Annotated in this window: 16 protein-coding genes; 6 read left to right on the plus strand and 10 right to left on the minus strand. The window is 58.6% G+C overall.

What is annotated here, in order from left to right; all coding sequences use genetic code 11:
• The first annotated feature begins 218 nt into the window (after positions 1-218).
• The 4 genes from FKG94_RS04845 (at position 219) to FKG94_RS04860 (ending at position 3,664) form a co-directional block, all read left to right on the plus strand.
• Positions 219-1,418: an acyl-CoA dehydrogenase family protein gene (locus FKG94_RS04845; RefSeq protein ID WP_142903078.1), complete on the plus strand. Its 1,200-nt coding sequence runs from the start codon at positions 219-221 to the stop codon at positions 1,416-1,418.
• Between the two features lie 41 nt (positions 1,419-1,459).
• A complete protein-coding gene (locus FKG94_RS04850) occupies positions 1,460-2,584 on the plus strand; it encodes an acyl-CoA dehydrogenase family protein (RefSeq protein ID WP_142903079.1) in 1,125 nt (374 codons plus the stop codon).
• 96 nt (positions 2,585-2,680) lie between these two features.
• Positions 2,681-3,136 (plus strand): GNAT family N-acetyltransferase, encoded by a 456-nt coding sequence (locus FKG94_RS04855; RefSeq protein WP_179957492.1) that lies wholly within the window; start codon positions 2,681-2,683, stop codon positions 3,134-3,136.
• Positions 3,137-3,220: 84 nt separating this feature from the next.
• Positions 3,221-3,664, plus strand: a complete 444-nt coding sequence (locus FKG94_RS04860; protein WP_142903080.1) for a protein tyrosine phosphatase family protein — start codon at positions 3,221-3,223, stop codon at positions 3,662-3,664.
• A gap of 232 nt (positions 3,665-3,896) precedes the next feature.
• Here FKG94_RS04860 and actP read toward each other — a convergent pair whose 3' ends face one another.
• The 6 genes from actP to FKG94_RS04890 all read right to left on the minus strand — a co-directional run bounded on the left by actP (position 3,897) and on the right by FKG94_RS04890 (position 13,067).
• On the minus strand, positions 3,897-5,588 hold the full coding sequence (actP, locus tag FKG94_RS04865) for a cation/acetate symporter ActP (RefSeq protein WP_246124955.1): 1,692 nt from the start codon (positions 5,586-5,588) through the stop codon (positions 3,897-3,899).
• Complete coding sequence (locus tag FKG94_RS04870; protein WP_142903081.1) at positions 5,575-5,901, minus strand: hypothetical protein; 327 nt, start codon at positions 5,899-5,901, stop codon at positions 5,575-5,577. Before FKG94_RS04870 ends, actP begins: the two co-directional genes overlap by 14 nt.
• 30 nt (positions 5,902-5,931) lie before the next feature.
• Positions 5,932-8,175, minus strand: coding sequence for a TonB-dependent receptor (locus tag FKG94_RS04875; protein WP_142903082.1), 2,244 nt, complete (start codon positions 8,173-8,175; stop codon positions 5,932-5,934).
• A 123-nt stretch (positions 8,176-8,298) separates the two neighbouring features.
• Entirely contained in the window at positions 8,299-10,872 is a 2,574-nt protein-coding gene (locus tag FKG94_RS04880) for a TonB-dependent receptor (RefSeq protein ID WP_142903083.1), read from the minus strand.
• A gap of 61 nt (positions 10,873-10,933) precedes the next feature.
• A complete protein-coding gene (locus FKG94_RS04885; RefSeq protein WP_142903084.1) occupies positions 10,934-11,986 on the minus strand; it encodes a FecR family protein in 1,053 nt (350 codons plus the stop codon).
• A gap of 556 nt (positions 11,987-12,542) precedes the next feature.
• Positions 12,543-13,067: an RNA polymerase sigma factor gene (locus FKG94_RS04890; protein WP_142903085.1), complete on the minus strand. Its 525-nt coding sequence runs from the start codon at positions 13,065-13,067 to the stop codon at positions 12,543-12,545.
• Between FKG94_RS04890 and FKG94_RS04895 the strand changes: the two genes are divergently transcribed.
• Positions 13,038-13,334: a hypothetical protein gene (locus FKG94_RS04895; protein ID WP_142903086.1), complete on the plus strand. Its 297-nt coding sequence runs from the start codon at positions 13,038-13,040 to the stop codon at positions 13,332-13,334. The genes FKG94_RS04890 and FKG94_RS04895 overlap by 30 nt on opposite strands.
• 137 nt (positions 13,335-13,471) lie before the next feature.
• Entirely contained in the window at positions 13,472-14,761 is a 1,290-nt protein-coding gene (paaK, locus tag FKG94_RS04900) for a phenylacetate--CoA ligase PaaK (protein WP_142903087.1), read from the plus strand.
• Positions 14,762-15,177: 416 nt separating this feature from the next.
• On the opposite strand, the gene FKG94_RS04905 is transcribed toward paaK, so the two are convergent.
• From FKG94_RS04905 to FKG94_RS04920, 4 genes are all read right to left on the minus strand, one after another.
• Positions 15,178-15,978, minus strand: a complete 801-nt coding sequence (locus FKG94_RS04905; RefSeq protein ID WP_142903088.1) for an IclR family transcriptional regulator — start codon at positions 15,976-15,978, stop codon at positions 15,178-15,180.
• Positions 15,979-15,995: 17 nt separating this feature from the next.
• Positions 15,996-16,316, minus strand: a complete 321-nt coding sequence (locus FKG94_RS04910; RefSeq protein WP_142903089.1) for a 2Fe-2S iron-sulfur cluster-binding protein — start codon at positions 16,314-16,316, stop codon at positions 15,996-15,998.
• 57 nt (positions 16,317-16,373) lie between these two features.
• The gene (locus FKG94_RS04915; RefSeq protein WP_142903090.1) at positions 16,374-17,606 is read right to left on the minus strand and encodes an NAD(P)/FAD-dependent oxidoreductase; all 1,233 of its coding nucleotides are present in this window, start codon (positions 17,604-17,606) and stop codon (positions 16,374-16,376) included.
• Between the two features lie 254 nt (positions 17,607-17,860).
• Positions 17,861-18,568: a TetR/AcrR family transcriptional regulator gene (locus FKG94_RS04920; protein ID WP_142903091.1), complete on the minus strand. Its 708-nt coding sequence runs from the start codon at positions 18,566-18,568 to the stop codon at positions 17,861-17,863.
• Between the last annotated feature and the right edge of the window lie 64 nt (positions 18,569-18,632).

An 18,632-nucleotide genomic window follows, 5' to 3' on the forward strand; every position in this document is an offset into this window, starting at 1 on the left:
GAGGTTAAGCTCTCGAGTTAAAGGCCAAGCTCTCGGGTTAGCCGCCCCAGGGGTGCCGGTTTGCGGGGCTGAGAGTGTTGCCAGGGCGAGGTTTTATAGCACTTTTAAGGCGTCAATGCATCACTAATTCCACTGTGCGGAATTGTATGGTAGTTTGGCATTCGATATCCTTACTAGATCAACCGTCGATACGAGTTAACCGACACCAGGAGTTACCCATGAATATTGACCTCTCCCCGGCAGAGCTGGATTTTCAGGCACAGGTGCGACAGTTCCTCGAAGAGAAACTGCCGTCGCACTACAGCGACAGGGTGCTGAAAGGCCTCTACCTGAAAAAAGAAGAATATATCGACTGGCAGAAAACGCTCTACCAGCAGGGCTGGGCAGCGACCAACTGGCCGGTGGAGCACGGCGGCACCGGCTGGACCCCGACGCAGAAGTATATCTGGGCCAACGAATGCGCGGAGGCCGGCGCGCCGGATGTGATTCCCTTCGGTATGAAAATGGTGGCGCCGGTCATCTACACCTACGGCAACGATGAACAGAAAGAGCGTTTTTTGCCGGATATTCTCGCCAGTAACGTATGGTGGTGCCAGGGCTATTCCGAGCCCAATGCCGGCTCCGACCTGGCCTCGTTGAAAACTACCGCGGTGCGCGATGGCGATGACTACCTCGTCAACGGCACCAAGACCTGGACCACGCTCGGTCACTACGGGGACTGGATTTTCTGCCTGGTGCGCACCGGCCGTCCGGAGGAGAAAAACCAGGAGGCTATCAGCTTCCTGCTGATCGATATGACGACTCCCGGCATCACTGTCTCACCGATTATTACCCTCGACGGTCACCGCGAGGTCAACGAAGTGCACTTCGACAATGTGCGGGTGCCGGTGGCGAACCGGGTCGGTGAAGAGGGTGGGGGCTGGACCTATGCCAAGGTGTTGCTCACCCACGAACGCACGGGCATTGCCCGAGTGGCCAATTCGAAGCGCAGCCTGCGGCAGTTGAAAAAGCTGGCCGCCGAAACCGGCGATGGCGGCGCCACGTTAATGGAAAACCCGAGCTTTGCGCAAAAGATCACCGAGGTGGAGTTTGACTTGATGGCCCTCGAATACACCGAATTGCGCACACTGGCGGCAGTCAGTACCGGCAAGGCGCCGGGACCTGAGTCGTCCATTTTGAAAATCAAGGGCACCGAAGTGGCCCAGGCCATCGATGAACTCTATGTCGAGATGGCCGGTTACTACAGCCTGCCGTTTGTAAAAGAACAATTCGAACCGGACTTCGCCGGCGAGCCTGTCGGCCCCGGTATGGCCGCCGACAGCGCGCCGCATTATTTCAACAATCGCAAGGCCTCGATTTACGGAGGCAGTAACGAGATTCAAAAGAATATTATTTGTAAGGCCGTACTGGGTCTTTAACGGCTACACATTTTAACAGTAAGCGAATTTGGAGAACGACCGTGGATTTTTCCTACAGTGAAGAGCAGCAGATGCTGCAGGACAGTATTTCGAAATTTGTCGCCCAGGACTACGATTTTGATACCCGCAAAAAAATTATCCAGACCCCTGAGGGTTTCAGCACAGAAAACTGGAAGCTGTTTGCCGACCTCGGCTGGTTGATGGTGCCCTTCGGCGAAGCCGATGGCGGTCTCGGCGGCTCGGCGACAGACCTGATGGTGGTGATGGAAGAGCTGGGCAAGGGCATAGTGGTCGAGCCCTATCTCGCCTGTGTGGTGATGGCCGGTGGGCTGGTGGCCGAACTTGGCAGCGAGCAGCAGAAACAGGAGATACTGGGTCCGGTGATGGCCGGAGAACGCCAGCTTGCCTTCGCCTTTGCCGAGGCGCAGGGGCGCTATAACCTGGCCGATGTCGGCGTGCGCGCGCAGCAGCAGGGGGACGACTGGATCGTCGACGGACACAAGGCCGTGGTGCTCAACGGCGAGGCCGCCGAGCAATTGGTAGTGTCGGTGCGCACCGCCGGCGATCGCACCGATGCCGCCGGCATCAGCCTTTTGGTTATCGATGCCGGGGCGCCGGGCGTAACCCGCAAGGGCTACCAAACCGTGGATGGACAACGGGCTGCGGAGGTGACTTTCGATCGGGTAACAGTGCCGGCCGGCGCCGTGCTGGGTCCGGTTGACCAGGCTCTGCCGGCGATCGAAAAAGTTATCGACCGCGCCACCCTGGCGGTGTGTGCCGAAGCGGTGGGGGCGATGGAGGTGACTTATAAAAAGACCGTCGAGTATACAAAAACCCGTAAGCAGTTCGGTGTGCCGCTGGCCAAATTCCAGGCATTGCAGCACCGGATGGCGGAAATGTTTATGGAATATGAGCTGGCCCGCTCCATGTTGTTGATGGCGGCCATGCAACTGGACGCCAGCGACGGCCTGGCGCCAAAAGCGGTGTCGGCGGCAAAAAACCGCATCGGCAAAGCCGCGCGTTTGATCGGCCAGGAGGCGGTGCAGCTGCACGGGGGTATCGGTGTTACCGAGGAGCTGGATATCGGCCACTATTTCAAGCGCCTGACTACGATCCAGTTTATCTTTGGCAGCGGCGACTATCATTTACAGCGGTATCAACAGTAGCGGGCGCCATGGGCTTTGGGCGTTCCGTTGTCGGTATGAAAAGCAAGTGCGCCGGTGACGGAGGTTGCCGGGGCCGGGCTGTCGTTGAGATCAGTGATGATAAAGATTCGTCCCTATAAATCTTGTGACTGGCCAAGGCTTTGCGAAATACACGACTTGTCACGCCTGGATGAGCTGGGCTTAACCGTGGGCACAGATGCGTTTCTCACGCTTGAACAAACGGCTGAAAATGAAGGGCTTTTCGATAACAAGCTCTGTGTAGCTGAAGTTGATGGCACCGTGCAGGGGTTTGTTGCCTACAGTGACGGAGAACTGGCATGGCTCTATGTCGATCCTGACTTCTACAGGAAGGGTGTGGGTCGCGCACTGGTTCGCCGGGCGGTGGCAGACTCGGCGCCGGTAATGGAGCTTGAACTGCTTGAGGGCAATACCCCCGCTTTGGAGCTGTATCTTTCCGAGGGCTTTAAAGTCATTAGGCGTATGGAAGGCAGGCTTGCAGGTAATGAAGGGTTTGCCGCGGTGGGACTTGTTTTACGGTTTGAAGGTAATTAGCGCTAAGTTGGAGGCGCCCTGTGTACGCATGTCCCGGAGCCTGGCGTGCCATAGCGACCACATACAATAGAGCTTGGGATAAACATGAGTATACTCAATCAGTTTCAAATCACGGACAAAATCGCATCCTCCGGGCAGCCCACTGAGGCTCAATTTGAAGAGATTGCCGCCAATGGCTATGAAGCGGTGATCAATTTAGCGATGCCGGACCATAAAAACGCTGTTGTTAACGAGGGTAGTATAGTGACCTCACTGGGAATGGCTTATATTCATATCCCGGTACCGTTTGATGCACCAAATCAAGACCATTTGGCGGTGTTTTCAGGTTGTATGGATACGTTAAAGAATAAAAAAGTTTGGGTTCACTGCGTGGTCAACGCTCGTGTTTCGGCCTTTCTTTTTTGTTATCTGCAGAAACAGAGAGGTCTCTCGGCACAGGCGTCGGTCACACCGATCCTGGAACGATGGCTGCCGGAAATGGATGCTGTCTGGCGGGAGTTTATCAGCCATGCACCGGAACAACTATAGCGAGGGGTGGCAGGTCCCAGTCTGTGGCCGCGGGTTTTGATTGTGCGTACTTTCCTGCAGGGCTGAGTGGTATCTGGGTAACATTTTGGTACAGCGGGATTCCCCTGGTGACAGACGATTCACCTTGGGCGGAACAACGGGAGACATACCGAGACTGAGAGCCATAGACTTTAAGGTAAAAATCGATACCCAAGTTTGGCCCCTACCGGGGCCTTTGTTGTTTCTGAACGCCTTACAACTGCTCCCGCTCGGACCTGATCAGCAAATCGGTAAAACTCTGCCGGTCCAGGCTGGCCCTGGCGGAGCTGTCGGTTACCGACACCCACCAGGCCGCCGCAAACGCCGCCGGCATGGTAAAAAGCGCGGGGTAGTCGTAAGGAAAAACGGCCTCTTGATAACCGAAGATAGCGACCCAAACGTTCGGCCCCAACACCATCAGACCGATGGAGGAAACAAAGCCGGTTGCGGCGCCGGCGATGGCGCCGCGGGTAGTCATCCGGTCCCAGTACATGGAGAGGATCAGCACCGGAAAGTTTACACTGGCGGCCACCACCATCGGCAGCGCGGCAATAATGGCGATATTCTGGTGCTGGAAGACAATGCCCAGGGCCACCGCCAGCACGCCCAGTGCTACGGTAACAAGCCGGGTCAGTTTGATTTCCGTCGCCGCATCCGGCTTGTCGTCGCAGAGAATGCCGGCGTAGAGGTCATGGGAGATCGAGGCGGCGCCGGCTACTGTCAAACCCGCCACCACGGCGAGAATGGTGGCAAAGGCGACCGCCGACATAAATCCCATCAACAGGCTGCCGCCGAGGGCGTGGGCGAGATGGATGGCCGCCATATTGCCGCCGCCTATCAGGGCGCCGGTGTCGGTCAGATAGGCGGGATTTCCGGTTACGTGTACGACCGCGCCAAACCCGACGATCACCAGCAGTAAGTAGAAGTAACCGATAAACAACGATGCGTAAAAAGCCGAGCGGCGCGACTCCCGGGCGTTGGGCACGGTAAACAGTCGCATTAAAATATGGGGCAGACCAAGTATCCCGAACATCATGGATACCAAAATGGTTGCCACTTGAATGGGATCGTCGTAGAGCGCCCCCGGTTGCAGAATGGCCGTCCCCTTGGGATGGGTTGTCGCCGCTTGCGACAACAACGCTTCGATGTTGAAGTCGACGCTGACCAACACCAGTATGGCCATGATGGTAATACCGAGCAGTAACAGCACCGCCTTGACAATCTGCACCCAGGTGGTGGCCAGCATACCGCCGAAGGCGACATAGGCAATTACCAGTACACTGATCACCACCACGGCGATTTCATAGGGCAGGCCGAACAACAACTCGATCAGTTTGCCGGCGCCGACCATCTGCGCGATCAGATACATGACCACCACGGAAATGGAGCCCAGCACGGCGATGGCACGGGTGCGCTTTTTCTCCAGCCGCTGAGCCACCACGTCGGTAAAGGTAAACTTGCCCAGATTGCGTACCCGCTCGGACAGGAGAAACAACAGGATTGGCCAGCCGGCAAAGGCTCCCAGGCCGAAAATCAAACCGTCGAAACCGGCGCTGAACATCAGCGCCGAAATGCCGAGAAAAGAGGCCGCCGACATAAAATCGCCGGCGATGGCGGCCCCGTTTTGCAGACCGGTGATATTGCCGCCGGCGGTGTAAAACTCGCTGCTGGTGGAGGTGCGTTTCGAGGCCCAGTAGCTGATTCCGAGGGTGGCGACGACAAATAAAAGAAACAGTGTGATGGCGCTCGGGTTCAGCGATTGGCGGGTTGCCTCTGTGTCGAGGGCGCCGGCGGCGAGACTGGCGCCGGCGGGCACCAGTGACGCCAGGATTAGCAGCATCGATCGCGCCGCGACGGTGGTGGATACGCGGGTAAGTGAAAACCGGCGGGCTTTAGCGATCCGCATAAGCTGCCGCCTCGTCTGCCCGGGTATTGCGACCGATCGCGGTGCTCTTGTCCGCCAGCCGCAGGTAGATAAACTCCAGCAGCAAAAACAGCACGATCAGAAACACGAAATAGGCCAGGGCGAAGACAACAGGCGAGGTGGCGGTAACGGTTTTGGCAAACAGCTCGCGCAGCGGTCCATAGCCAAGGGCAAAGCCCCCGTAGAGGACGCAGACAATGGCGGAAAAACCGAATCGCAGTTGCAGGCGACGGCGGATGATCTGCCGCTCTACCGGCGCCAGCGCCGGCGACAGTGGGGGCGAAGTTACTGGCATGGATGGCTCTCCCGTAAGTAGCGCTATTGTCTAGTAACTGTAGGTGACTGTCACCCCTGAGGTGCGCGGCGGTCCAAACGGCGCGAAGGCGATTTCGCCACCGCGCTGGGTAAAGACGTGCGTGCGGTATTCCTCTTCGCGCAGGTTCTTGACCCAGGCGGCTACCTCCCACTGGTCGTTGGCGGACTGCCAGGCCAGGCGCGCATCCCAGAGTCGATAGCGGGGGATAACTGCCTGGGCGTTGTTGTCGGGGTCGTAAAAACTGTGGTCTTGAAAGCGGTAATCGAGTTTTGCCGTCAGTCGTCCCATGGCATCGAGATCCCAGTGATACTTGGTATAAAAACTGGCGGTCTTGCGCGGTGCCTGGCGCAGCTTGTTGCCTGAGAAATCGGGAATAACCGGATTGCCGGCACCGTCATCGTTGGGGGTACTCGGTGTGAACTCGTCGAATTCGGCATTCAGATAGGCAAAACTGCCGCCGAGTTCCAAGGCTTCTGTAGGCACCAGCATAAACTCGATTTCGATACCATCGATGGTCGCCGTGGCTGCGTTTTCGGTAATAAACTCACCGAAGGTGCCGCCGGCCGGTAAAAAGAAACGGGTGACCTGAAGATCCTCATAGTCAGTGTAAAAAACGCTGGCGTTTAACCGCAGGCGGTTTTCCCACCACTGCGATTTCAAACCGATTTCAAAACTGGTGGCCTCCTCGGGATCAAACGGCGTGGTGGCCCGTTCGGCCGTTGACGAGGAACCGGTAAAGCCGCCGCTTTTAAAGCCGGTGGAAACACTGCCGTAGAGCAGGATGTCCTCGGCCACGGCCCAATCCAATGCCAGCCGGCCGGAGACATTGTCCCAGCTCTCATCCGCCGCAACAGTGTCAAAGGGCTGTAGTAAAACGGCCGCTCCCGTCACCTCATTGGCGACTTTGATTTCTTTCTCTTCGGTGGAATAGCGCAGGCCGGCAGTGAGTGACAGGTCGTCCGTGAAGTTGTAGGAGCCCTGCCCGTAGACGGCCCAACTGGTGGATTCATTCTCCTGAAAAGATGTCTGTTCGCTGGCGAAAGAGGTGAAGGGGAAGGTCTCGGCGCGCTCGATATCTTCGAGGCTGTAGAAAACCCCGAGCACCCACTCCACCGCGATGTTGCCGCTCGAGGTCAGGCGCAGTTCCTGGGTGACCTGCTGTGTGTCCTCAACGGCGGCGTTGTTGACGTCGAGGAAGAAGCCGGTGGCGGCGGGCGCACCGGGCCCGGCGCTCGACGGCGGCAGGCCTTCGGAATCCTCCAGCCAGTCAAAGTCGCTTTCGCGATAGCTGGTTATCGAAGTCAGGGTCATCGCGTCCAGGGCCCAGTTGACTTTAACGCTGTAGCCGTTTACCTGGCGATCGGTAAACCCCTCGGTTTCGGCCAGTGTGGTGTAGGGGTCGCCGGCACCGCCCAGCGCCCGGTTGACTGCCAGTGGGTCGAGGTTATCGCCGTTGCCGGAGCGGCCGACCCCGCCCACCGGTTCCCGGTTGCTGGCGCCGAGTTCGTCATCGGCACCGTCGGCACTGAACATGATTTCAATGTCGTCGTTGAGTAGCCAGCGCAGTTGGGCGCGCCAGGCCAGGGTTTCCTGCTCGCCCCAATCGTCGCCGCTCGGCAGGTGGCGCAGAAACCCGTCGCTCTCGCGGCGACTGAAGGCTATTTTTCCAAACAGGTTTTCGGCCAGGGCGCCGCTCAGCAAACCGCCGGTGTCATTGCGGCCGTAGTTGCCGAAGGACTGGCGCACGCGGACTTCAGTTTTTTCGCCGGGCTTTGAGGTAACGAAATTGATCGAGCCGCCGATGGAGTTCTTGCCGTACAGGGTGCCTTGCGGACCGCGCAACACTTCCACCCGCTCGAGATCGAAGATATCGAACACCTGGGCGGTGCGGGCGGCGATATACACATCGTCGATGGAGACCACGGTGGAGTCACTGGCGGCGGCGCCGTCCTCCTTGGTGCCGATACCGCGAATGGCAATTTCCGGCTGGCCGGCGCTGAATGCGGCGAACACCATACCCGGGGTGCGGTTGCCGATGTCCTCCAGACCGGCGACACCGTCCTCGCGCAGTTGGTCGCCGCTAAAGGCGCTGATGGCGAGCGGTACCTCCTGGAGGCTCTCCGCGCGTTTTTGCGCGGTGACCAGGATTTCCTCGATACCGGCGTTACTCTGCGCCAGCGTGGGTTGGGAAGTGCCGGCGGCCGCAGCGAGGGCCAACAGGTGAAAGCGGTGTCTGGTGAACTCGATCATCATCACTCTCCGTCGTTATTATGGGGTGGTGCTGCGTGTAACACCGCAGCGCCGCCACCCCTCCACGATTTCTGTGACTGTCCGGAATTGATGTGACTGTCCAGAATTGAGATGACTGGGCCGAATTCAGTGAAAACGCCAGGCGATACTGACGCCGTAGGTGCGCGGCGTGCCGTAGAGGGCGTAGTCGTTGCCGCCGAGGACGTAGAGGTGAGAGATATACTCTTCGTCCAATAAATTTTTTCCCCACAGCGATGCCTGCCAGCGCCGGTCCGGGGTGCTGTAGGTGATACTGCCGTCCACCAGACGGAACGCCGGCAGGCGTGTGCCGCTGTTGCTGGGTTCGCGAAAACTTTGCGACTGATAGCGATAGGCGAGGTCGGTGTGCAGCTCGCCTTTGAATACGGGGCGCCGGTATTGCAGTGCCAGATGGGCGCTGTGTTTGGGCGCTTGACGCAAGTGGTTGCCGGTGAAGTCGCGACCCTCGGGGTCGTTGTAGTTGTCGTAGGTGGCGCGCAGGAAGGCATAGGAACCGGACACCGTCAGACCTGTCGAGGGGGACATGACAAACTCTGCCTCAAGGCCGCGCAGGCTGGCCGAGGCGGCGTTGTCGGTCTCGAACAAACCGAAGTTGTCGATAGTGCGAAACTGGACCACTTGCAAGTCCCGGTAATCGGTATAAAACGCGGCGACGTTCAGGCGCAGGCGGTCCTGCAGCCACTGCGATTTGAAGCCCGCCTCATAGTCCCAGGCAGATTCGGGTTCGATGGTCCTGCTGGCGCTGGCCAGAGTTCCCGGGGCTCCCTGAAAGCCGCCGCTTTTCATGCCGGAGGTAATGGAGCCGTACCACAGTACCGAGTCGCTGAACTGGTAGGACAGCGCCAGGCGCGGTGAAAAATCGTCCCAGTCGCCTTCGGATTTCAATTGGAAGTCCTCCAGTACCACACCCGGCGCGCCGTTGCTGACCGCCCTTTGCCGCAGCACTTTGGTGTCATAACTGTAGCGACCGCCCAGATTCAACGCCAGGCTCGGGGAAAGCGGGTAACGCAGCTCGCCGAACAGGGCGTAGCTGCGGGTGGTGTTGCGCTGGTCGGAGCGCGCGGTTAGCGCCTGGAACGGAAATTTTTCATCGCGGTGGGTGTATTCATTCAGGTAGTAAAGCCCCATCACCAGAGACTGGTTGGCCGGCCCTTGCCGGGCCCAGCGCAACTCCTGTGAAAACTGCCGGTGGGTTTCCAGCACGGCGTTGTCGACAAACTGGTCGGTGGTCGAACTCGGCAGTCCGGTGGACTCCTCGGCCCAGTCGTAGCGGCCGTCGCGATAGCCGGTAATGGCAGTCAGGGTACCGCCGCCGCTGTCGTAAACCAGTCGCTGGGTGGCGCCCCAGAGATAGCGGTCGGTAAAGCCTTCGCCGTCATTGGTGGCATGGCGCGGGTCGCCGCCGAGGGCCCGAAAAATATCGGTGGGCAGGCGGGTTTCATACAGGGGTTGGTCGCCCTCTGGCGTGCTGTTGAACAGCGGCTGGCCCTGTGCATCGCGGCGCGGGATCGGGTTGCCGCCGGCATCGAGAATACGCAGCGGAACGCGGCTGTGCACCGGTATGCGGCCCGAGGCGTTGAGGTTTTCCCGGCTGCCGTCCAGGCTCCAGTGCGCCTCCAGATGCTGCTGCGGGCGGTAGAGCAATTTGCCCCGCAGTGCCCATTTGTTGTCGTCCTGTTGTCGCTCACCGGTGGTAAGGTTTTGTTGCCAGCCATCGCGCTGGCGGCTGTCAAACGACAGGCGCCCGAGCAGTGATGTCGAGCCGAGGGGGCCGTTGAGAATACCGCTGACACCGCGGTAGTTATAATTCCCTGACGACAGTTTGATTTCGCGGTAGGCGCCGGGGGCGGGGGTTTTACTGACCAGCTTTATGGCCCCGCCGATGGCGTTCTTGCCATAGAGAGTGCCCTGGGGACCGCGCAGGACTTCCACCCGTTCGAGATCGAGGATATTGAGATCGATATGGGTGATGCGCCCGACATAGATGTCGTCGACAAACACCGCCACGGAATTGTCCATGGCCGCGCCGTCATCGTTGGAGCCGATCCCCCGCATATGAATGGTGGGCTGGCCCAGGCTGTAGGAGGCAACGGTCAGGCCGGGCACCCGGGTACCCAGGTCGGTTAAATCTTTGATATCCGCCCGCTCCAGTTCGACGCGGTTCAACACCGATACCGCCACCGGCACCTTTTGCAGGTTCTGGCTGGTGCGCTGGGCCGTTACGAGTACTTCTTCAATGCCGGCGTCGGCACGGGTGGTGGCCGCTGTCACGCGCGGTTCGCTGGCGACCGGCGCTTTTTTTTCCTCCAGTAGCGCCGCCGAGATGGACACGGTTTGGCGATCGACAAACCGATACCCCAGACCGGTACCGCGCAGCAGCCGTTGCAGTGCCTGGGAAGGGGTCATCACCCCGTTCAGAGGTGCGGCATGCAGGTGGGCCACGGCGGTTTTAGACACCAGCAGTGACACCTCGGCCTGTTCGGCGAACTGAATCAGGGATTGCGACAGGGGCCCCGGCGTCAGGTCGAACTGTACCAGCAGCTTGGCACCGAAACTCGGGTTGACCATCGCCAGTAGGCCGATGACATAGACGGCAAACACTTTGTAAACGCGGGCCCGTCTAGACGATCGCAGGGGATTGGGAGACACACTGTGAAGCAAAACTTAATCCATCGGCTGTTCTCGTTGTTTTATTGCGGGTCTTTTGGGTTTGCTGATGTTTTTATTCGTGCAACTGGCCGCTGGGGTACAACACCACCAGGCCGGCGGACTCCTCCACGGCAACCACGCTGAAGGCCGACTCCAGCGCGGCGATGGCACTGGCTTTATTCTGCAGATCGATGACGGCGACTATCTCAATGTTTTCTAACGACCGATCACCGAGCTTGATGTCGCCGGGGAAATAACGGCTCAAATCGGCAACGACCTCGATAAAGCGCTCACCGTTGTAGACCTGTCGGCCCTGGCGCCAGGTGGTTACCGCCTGGGCATCCACCCGGCGTGGTTGACTGTCGGTTCGATCCGCCGCCAGGGTAATCTGCTGGTTTTTCAGCAACTGGGTCTCGGCGTTGAAGTCCGCCGCCACCAGCGCGTCGACCGGCATATGTCCGGCAACGCCGACACGCCCGTGGGCAACGGTGACGACCGTCTCGCGTGCGCTGGCGCGCACATTAAAACTGGTGCCCAACACCCGCACCGACCCGGTCGGGGTCGCCACCACAAACGGACGCTGGGGATCGGGAGTGATATTGAAAAAGGCCTCGCCGTTTTCCAACTGCACCAGGCGGTGTTGTGTTTTCAGTTCCACTTGCAGGCGGGAATTGGTGTTGATGACAATATCGGAACCGTCCGCCAGCTTGACCTGCTGTCGCTCGCCGGTGCGGGTTTGGTAGTGGGTGGTTTTGGTGGCGGGCCACAACTGCAGCAGCAACAGGACAGCGAGGCCGGCGCAGGTGGCGGCCAGGGCCTGCGGACGCCGGTACCATCTACCGCGAGCGCGAATAATTTTAGAGTTGCTACTGCCGCCGTCCTTACGGGTGGTGTTGTACTGTGATGCCGGTGCGTCATTGGCGCCGGTGTGCGGCAGACCTTCCACCACCCCCAATGCTTGCCAGTGTTGTTCCGCCTCGATATAGGCCTGCTGGTGTTCCGGCTTGTGGTTGAGCCAGGCAAAAAACGCCTGCTCCTGCGCGGGCGTCAACTGGGGTGATTGCAGTCGCACCAGCCATTCGGTGGCGGTGCGCCTGGCGGCTGCATCCGGTGTCGGTGGTTTCATGTCAAAAGCTCGTTGCTTTCATTAGCGTTGCTTTCGTTGTGATTGCATGCGTTTATATCGCTCGCGTTCAGGTGCTTGCATCCAGTGCTTCGACCAGGAAGTAATTTCACTTCGGTGACACTGAGGTCTCGATCCGGGTACAGTCCTTCGGGACCTTCGCCAGCAGGGATGCTGGCGCAGAGCCTACAGGGGTGGAGCGGAAAGAGGTGAAGCACTGCTTCGCCCCGCGGAACGCCCGAAATCTGTGATTTCGGGGTGGGCCCGCTTGAGGGTACTAGCGGCGTGTCCCGAAGGGCTGTACCCGGATTGAGACCGGGCTGGTTAAGGAGACCAAAACCCGTCTTGGGGTGAAACGATTTACTGGTCAGAGGACTAGTTGCTTGCATTGATGTTCCTTGCGTCGATACTGCGCAGTTCCAGGTGCATCGTCGCTGTTGTCGTTAACGCTTTATTGCACTGCTGTTGCCTTGTTCTCAAGGGCTGCACGATAGTTATTGCGCTGTCGGCCACTGTCTCCATTAACACCGCAGCGGTAAATATCCTCACACCAGTTGCGCTATTGCCGCCGTCCAGGCCGGCAGTGAGTGCGCAGATGTTCCAGGGCGCGGATCAGGTATTTCTCCACGGTACTGATCGACACACCCAACTCGACGCTGATTTCCCGATAGCTGCTGCCCTGGGCCCGGCTCAGCATAAAGGCGCGGCGGCATTGCTCCGGAAGAGTATCCACCGCGGCCAGCACGGCTTCCAGCTCGTATTGCGCACAGACCGTTCGCTCGGTAGACGGTGTTGTCGCCGTGTTATGCAGGCCTGCCTCAGCGTGCAGGGTGCGCTCGCAGCTACCCTGGCGGCGCTGTTTGCGCAAGCGGTTCAGGGCCAGGTTGGCGGCGGTCTGGAACAGGTAGGCCCTGGCGTTTTCCAACTGTTCCGGTTGTTTGACCCGCAGCATATTATGGTAGGCATCCTGGGCGATATCCTCAGCTTCATGGGGGTCTGCCAGTTTTGCCGTCAGAAAGCGCAACAGGCTGGTGTTGTGCTCGCGGAACATCGATTGCAAAAAAGTCACGCTTTTGGTCTTCATCGTCTCGTTGCCAGTCACCTGGACGCTGAATATTCAGCTTATCGTTATGTTGTTACTTTTGGTATGGCTATTTCGGGTACTGCTGCCAGTATTGCTGCGTCGGCTATTGTGCCGCTCGGGCAACTCCCCGGCGATGGTGCCGGAGTGCTGCGCAAACGCGGCCCAATTCTGTTAAACACCGCAGTCGCCCGACACCTCCTGAATAAGCCCGGGCATTGGCCAAGCGCATCACCAATTGCTATCGAAATGATACAAGAAAAAATTTGACAGTGAAAATTCCGTAATACAAAATCCAGGGCTCCTGCGGTATGAGGCGGGGATGACCCGTTGTCGGACCCCGTTCACAAAACGATAATAATGCGGTTGCGGCGGTCCCGGACTGGCGGCCCGCAGAGGCGATGTCAATGTCGAGTCGACAACAGGGGTTGCACCCCATTGAAACGGCGAGTCTGGATGAGTTGCGGGCTTTACAACTGGAGCGGCTGCGTTGGTCGTTGGACCATGCCTATCGCAACTCCCCTTTTTATCGCGCCCATTTTGACGCTCACGGCGTCCATCCGGATGAGCTGCGCCAACTCGAAGACCTGGCTAAGTTTCCCTTTACCGGCAAACAAAATCTGCGCGATAACTATCCATTCGGGATGTTTGCCGTGCCCCAGTCCCGGGTGGCCAGGGTGCATGCTTCCAGCGGTACCACCGGCAAACCGACGGTGGTGGGTTACAGCAAAAACGATATCGACACCTGGGCTCAGGCAGTGGCCCGCTCCATTTACGCCGCCGGCGGCCGCGCCGGGGACAAGGTGCATATCGCCTATGGCTATGGCCTGTTCACCGGTGGCCTGGGTGCTCACTACGGGGCCGAGGCGCTGGGGTGCCTGGTGATTCCCATGTCCGGCGGGCAGACGGAGAAACAGGCGATGTTGATCCGCGATTTTGATCCCGATGTGATTATGGTGACGCCCTCCTACATGCTCAATATTGTCGATGAGCTGGAGCGCCAGGGTGTCTCCGCCGAGTCATTGGCGTTGCGCACGGGGATTTTTGGCGCCGAGCCCTGGACCGACGCCATGCGCCGCAAGCTGGAGGCCCGCGCCGGTATCGATGCGGTGGATATCTACGGGTTGTCGGAAGTGATCGGTCCCGGCGTGGCACAGGAGTGTGTGGAATCCAAAGACGGTCCCACAGTATGGGAGGATCTGTTTTACCCGGAGATTATCGATCCCGCCACCGGTCGGGTATTGCCCAATGGCGAGGAGGGCGAACTGGTCTTTACCAGTCTCACCAAAGAAGCGATGCCCGTCATTCGCTATCGCACCCGCGATTTAACCCGCCTGTTGCCCGGCACCGCGCGGGTGATGCGTCGCATGGACAAGATTACCGGCCGCAGCGACGATATGATGATCATTCGGGGCGTGAATGTGTTTCCGACCCAGATCGAGGAATTGTTGCTGGATATTGCCGAACTGGCACCGCATTACCAGATAAAGCTGTCCCGCAGCGGCAATCTCGACACCATGGCCATCTGCGTGGAGTTGAATCACGCCGCTGTCGACACTACCGCCGAGCAACTGGCCCGGGGCCTGCAGCAGCGGATCAAAACCATGATCGGCGTCAGCAGCACCGTGCATGTCGGCCAGCCGGGCAGTGTGGAGCGATCACAGGGTAAGGCGAGGCGGATTGTCGACGAGCGCTGACCTGTGTGGTGTCTTTGCGGGAGCTGGATCGATCGTTAAGCGTGTCTTGACTGCGGGCCAATTTATATCTGCGGCGTTAAGTGCCGTGGGTGTGCAGCGGTTATTGGTGGTAGTGCCAAGTGGCACTTACCTTAGGGGGATTTAAACCATGTTATCGATCCCTGCTCCCGTTATATCGATCTTAATTAAGAGTACTGCGGGTAGGTCTGCCTCTGGCTTGGGCTTTCAGAAACTCTCGACAGCAGGGATGCTGTCGTGACCAACAGTAGGCGCTTTAGGCGAGTCCCCATGGATGGGTTCATCGAGGGGACGCCTAGTCCGTGTTTCTGAAAGCCCAAGCCAGAGGCAGGCCGGTCAATTGGCACGTTTCCGCTTAAGTACTACCAGGTAGACGCCTGCTGCAAGCGCCATTCGTCTCAGTACTGAATCAAGGTGGCCTCAATATTGCGCACCATATTTTTCAACTGTGGAGCGACCTCTTGTTGCAGGTAATCTTCCTTTAATCGATAGGCCGGACCGCCGCAGTTAAACGAAAAAATATTGCCCTGGTTCATAATCAGCGGCACGGCGACACCGTTGACGTCCCGGTTCCACTCGCCGATCACGCAACAAAACCCGTGGCGCTGGTAAAACTCGACGGCGGCCAACAACCTGGACTGGATATCGGGCCAGTCCGCCCCCGACTTGTCTTTTACATGGGTAAGAAAGTACTCGCGTTCGCTGGGCGGCAGGGCCGCAAAATAAGCGCGTCCGATTGCGCTGGTGGCCAGGGGAATGCGATCGCCGATTTCACTGCGAAACGTCATCACATCAGCGGGCGCGCAATACTCCACGTAAATCATATCGAGGCGGTCGCGGCTGGCCAGGCCGACGGCGGTGTCGGTGGTATTGGCCAGTTGCTGCATCATCGGTTGGGCGATACGGCGGATGGCGAGGTTGGAGATAAAGGCGTAACCCAGGGCCAGCACGCCGCTGTCGAGCTGGTATTTTTCCAGGCGCTCGGAATAGGACAGGTAACCGAGCTTGGTTAAGGTGTAGGTAATGCGCGAGACGCTGGAGCGGGGCAAGCCGGTGCGGGCGCTGATTTCCTGATTGCCGAGAAAACCGTCGCCGGGCTGAAAGGCCCGCAGCACGTCGAGGCCGCGGGCCAGGGCCTCGATAAACTTGCGGTCGGTCTCCTCGCCTTTCTCCCGCGGCAGCCCGGTCAGTTTGCTCATGGGTTAGTGACGGGACACTAGTATTGGGATTCCGGCAGGCGCACAATCAGGCCGTCCAGTTCGTCGGTGACCTGAATTTGGCAACTGAGTCGGCTGTTTTCCTGCGGCTGTGGCGTCGCTTCGAGCATTTCTTTTTCAATATCGCTGGGCGGACCCACTTTTTCGACCCAGTCGGCGTCGACGTAACAGTGGCAGGTGGCGCAGGCGCAGGCGCCGCCGCATTCGGCCAGGATACCGTCGATCATATTGTCGATCGCGCCCTGCATAACGGAATTGCCCGCCGGCACGTCGATCTCGTGCTCGGCGCCATTAGCTTCTATGTAGATAATCTGAGGCATAGTGAATAAAACCTTATTATGCGCAAGTGTTGGGTTGTCGTTGTGCCGGTCGGTTTGTCAGCCGGGGTGTTCGCCCACCAGTGCTTTCAAATCGACTGTCTCATCGGCCAGGTCTGCGCTTGTGGCGCGGGTACCTTGCGCCAGCATTTGTTTTGCCAGCATGAATTCTTTCGGTCGATTGATGCAATCGGCCGCCAGCAGTTTACCTGCTTTTAAATACCACGCAACAAAACTGCGCGAGTTCTGCGGGTCGCCGCGCAACACTACGTCGTCATAGCCCTGGTTGAGGCCGGCGATCTGCAATTTCATATCGTATTGATCGGACCAGAACCAGGGGTGGCTGGCGTAGGGCTTGCGTTTGCCGCAGAGGGTCGCCGCTGCGGTTTTGGCCTGCTCGGTGGCGTTGGGGACGGACTCCAGTCGCAGCCGTCGGTCCAGTAAACGGTTGGGGTGGTTGGTGCAGTCGCCGGCGGCGACAATATCCTCATCACTGGTAAGGGCGTATTCGTCGACCACGATACCATTGTCCACCTGCAGCCCCGCCGCCTGTGCCAGTTCCACATCGGGCAGGATGCCGGCGCCGATAATCACCAGGTCGGCAGCGTAGTGTGAGCCGTCTTCGCAGTGCACCGCCGCGACCCGCTGCTTGCCGGCCAGCGCCGTGACAGCTTTGGCAGTTTCTATGGTGACGCCCTGTTCCGTGTGCACGCGCGTGTAGAATGCCGATACCGGTGCGGCTGTCACCCGTTGTAAAACCCGGTCCATCATCTCCAACACCCGCACTTCGAGTCCCAGGGTGCGCAAAACAGCGGCAGTTTCCAGGCCGATATAGCCGCCGCCGATAATCACCACCTGTCGGGTATCGGCCAGGTTCGCTTTGATGGCCTCGACATCCGCCAGGGTGCGCAGGTAGTGAACGCCCGCCAGGTCCGCCCCGGGCAGCGGCAGCCGCCGCGCCTGCGAGCCGGTACACAGCGCCAACTTGTCATAGCCCAGTGCTGCGCCGTTGTCCAGTTGCACGGTTTTGGTCTGCCGGTCGATGCCGGTGGCCCGCACCCCCGGTTTTAATTCGATCCCGTGTTTTTCATAGGCCGCCTGGGGGCGAATCAGTATTTGATCGATCGTTTTTGTGCCGGCCAGAAATGTCTTGGACAGGGGCGGGCGGTGATAGGGTGGCTGCGCCTCTGCGCCGACAACGACAATCGAACCCTGCCAGCCCTCCTGTTTCAGGCTGGGGGCGAGTTGGGCGGCGGCGTGCCCGGCGCCGATAATAATGCAGCGGTTTTGCATGGTTTCTCTCGCTTGCTCAATCCAATGGTTGTCAGTATACACAAGGTGGCGCGGCTTTCTCGATGCCCGCTGCGGCCTTCACCGTGGCCCAATTACAGACGTAGCGAGTGGCACTGCCTTGAGCAAATGTGTGCTACCTGACCGGTCTGACACTGGCTGGAGCCTTCAGTATGCTCAATCGAGACCGGCGCGGTTGAGTTGGGGATCGATAAACTCATGCTAATACGCTTAAGGTAGTGCCATTCCAGACGTAGTCAGCGGGCCAGCAGCTTGTTGACGGCGTTTATCACGAAGCCGGCATAGTCGTTGGCGCTGACACCTTCTTTGGCAAAGCGCCAGTTTTTCAGGTACCAGTTTTGAATCATGACGATGATGGTGGAGCTGACCATATTGGCGTCGATCAACGGGTCGAAAATATCCTGATGCTGGCCAGCTTCGATCATGTCCCGAAACATGGCGATATCGCGAATTTCCATACCTTTTGCAAGTTCTTTTTGCCGCTTGGTCATGCTTCTGGTTTCCATGAAAATAAACTGGTACCACGGCAGAAAGATTTCACCCAGGTAGATATAGACCCGCACGGTGGTCTCCAACCGGTTCCGCAGGTCCGCAATGCTGTCGACGAATTCGCGGCCGGTATTGGTCATATGGATATCCATAAACGACTCGATCATATGGGCCAGCTCTTCCTTGCTGCCGATATAGTTGTACAGCCCGCCCATACTGATACCGGTCTCTCTGCTCAGGTCGCGCAGACTCATGGCGTCGAAACTGTGGCGGCTGGAGAGCCGGAAGGTGGCTTTGAAGATTTTCTCCAGATTGGGTACGGCGGCGTCCTCGCGCTGCACCTGGATACGGTTGGAGAACGCCCGGAACACGGCGCGGTAGACAGAGGATTGGTTGAACGGCATCTGTTTCTTAAATGCCACTAGGGAGCAGTCGTGGGGCCAGGAATCGGACATGGGTAAAAAAGTCTTGCCGTCAGCTAATTGTAATTATTTATATGGTTGTTGAATTTCAATATAA

The organism is Exilibacterium tricleocarpae (assembly GCF_007004655.1).
GTDB classification, from domain to species: domain Bacteria; phylum Pseudomonadota; class Gammaproteobacteria; order Pseudomonadales; family Cellvibrionaceae; genus Exilibacterium; species Exilibacterium tricleocarpae.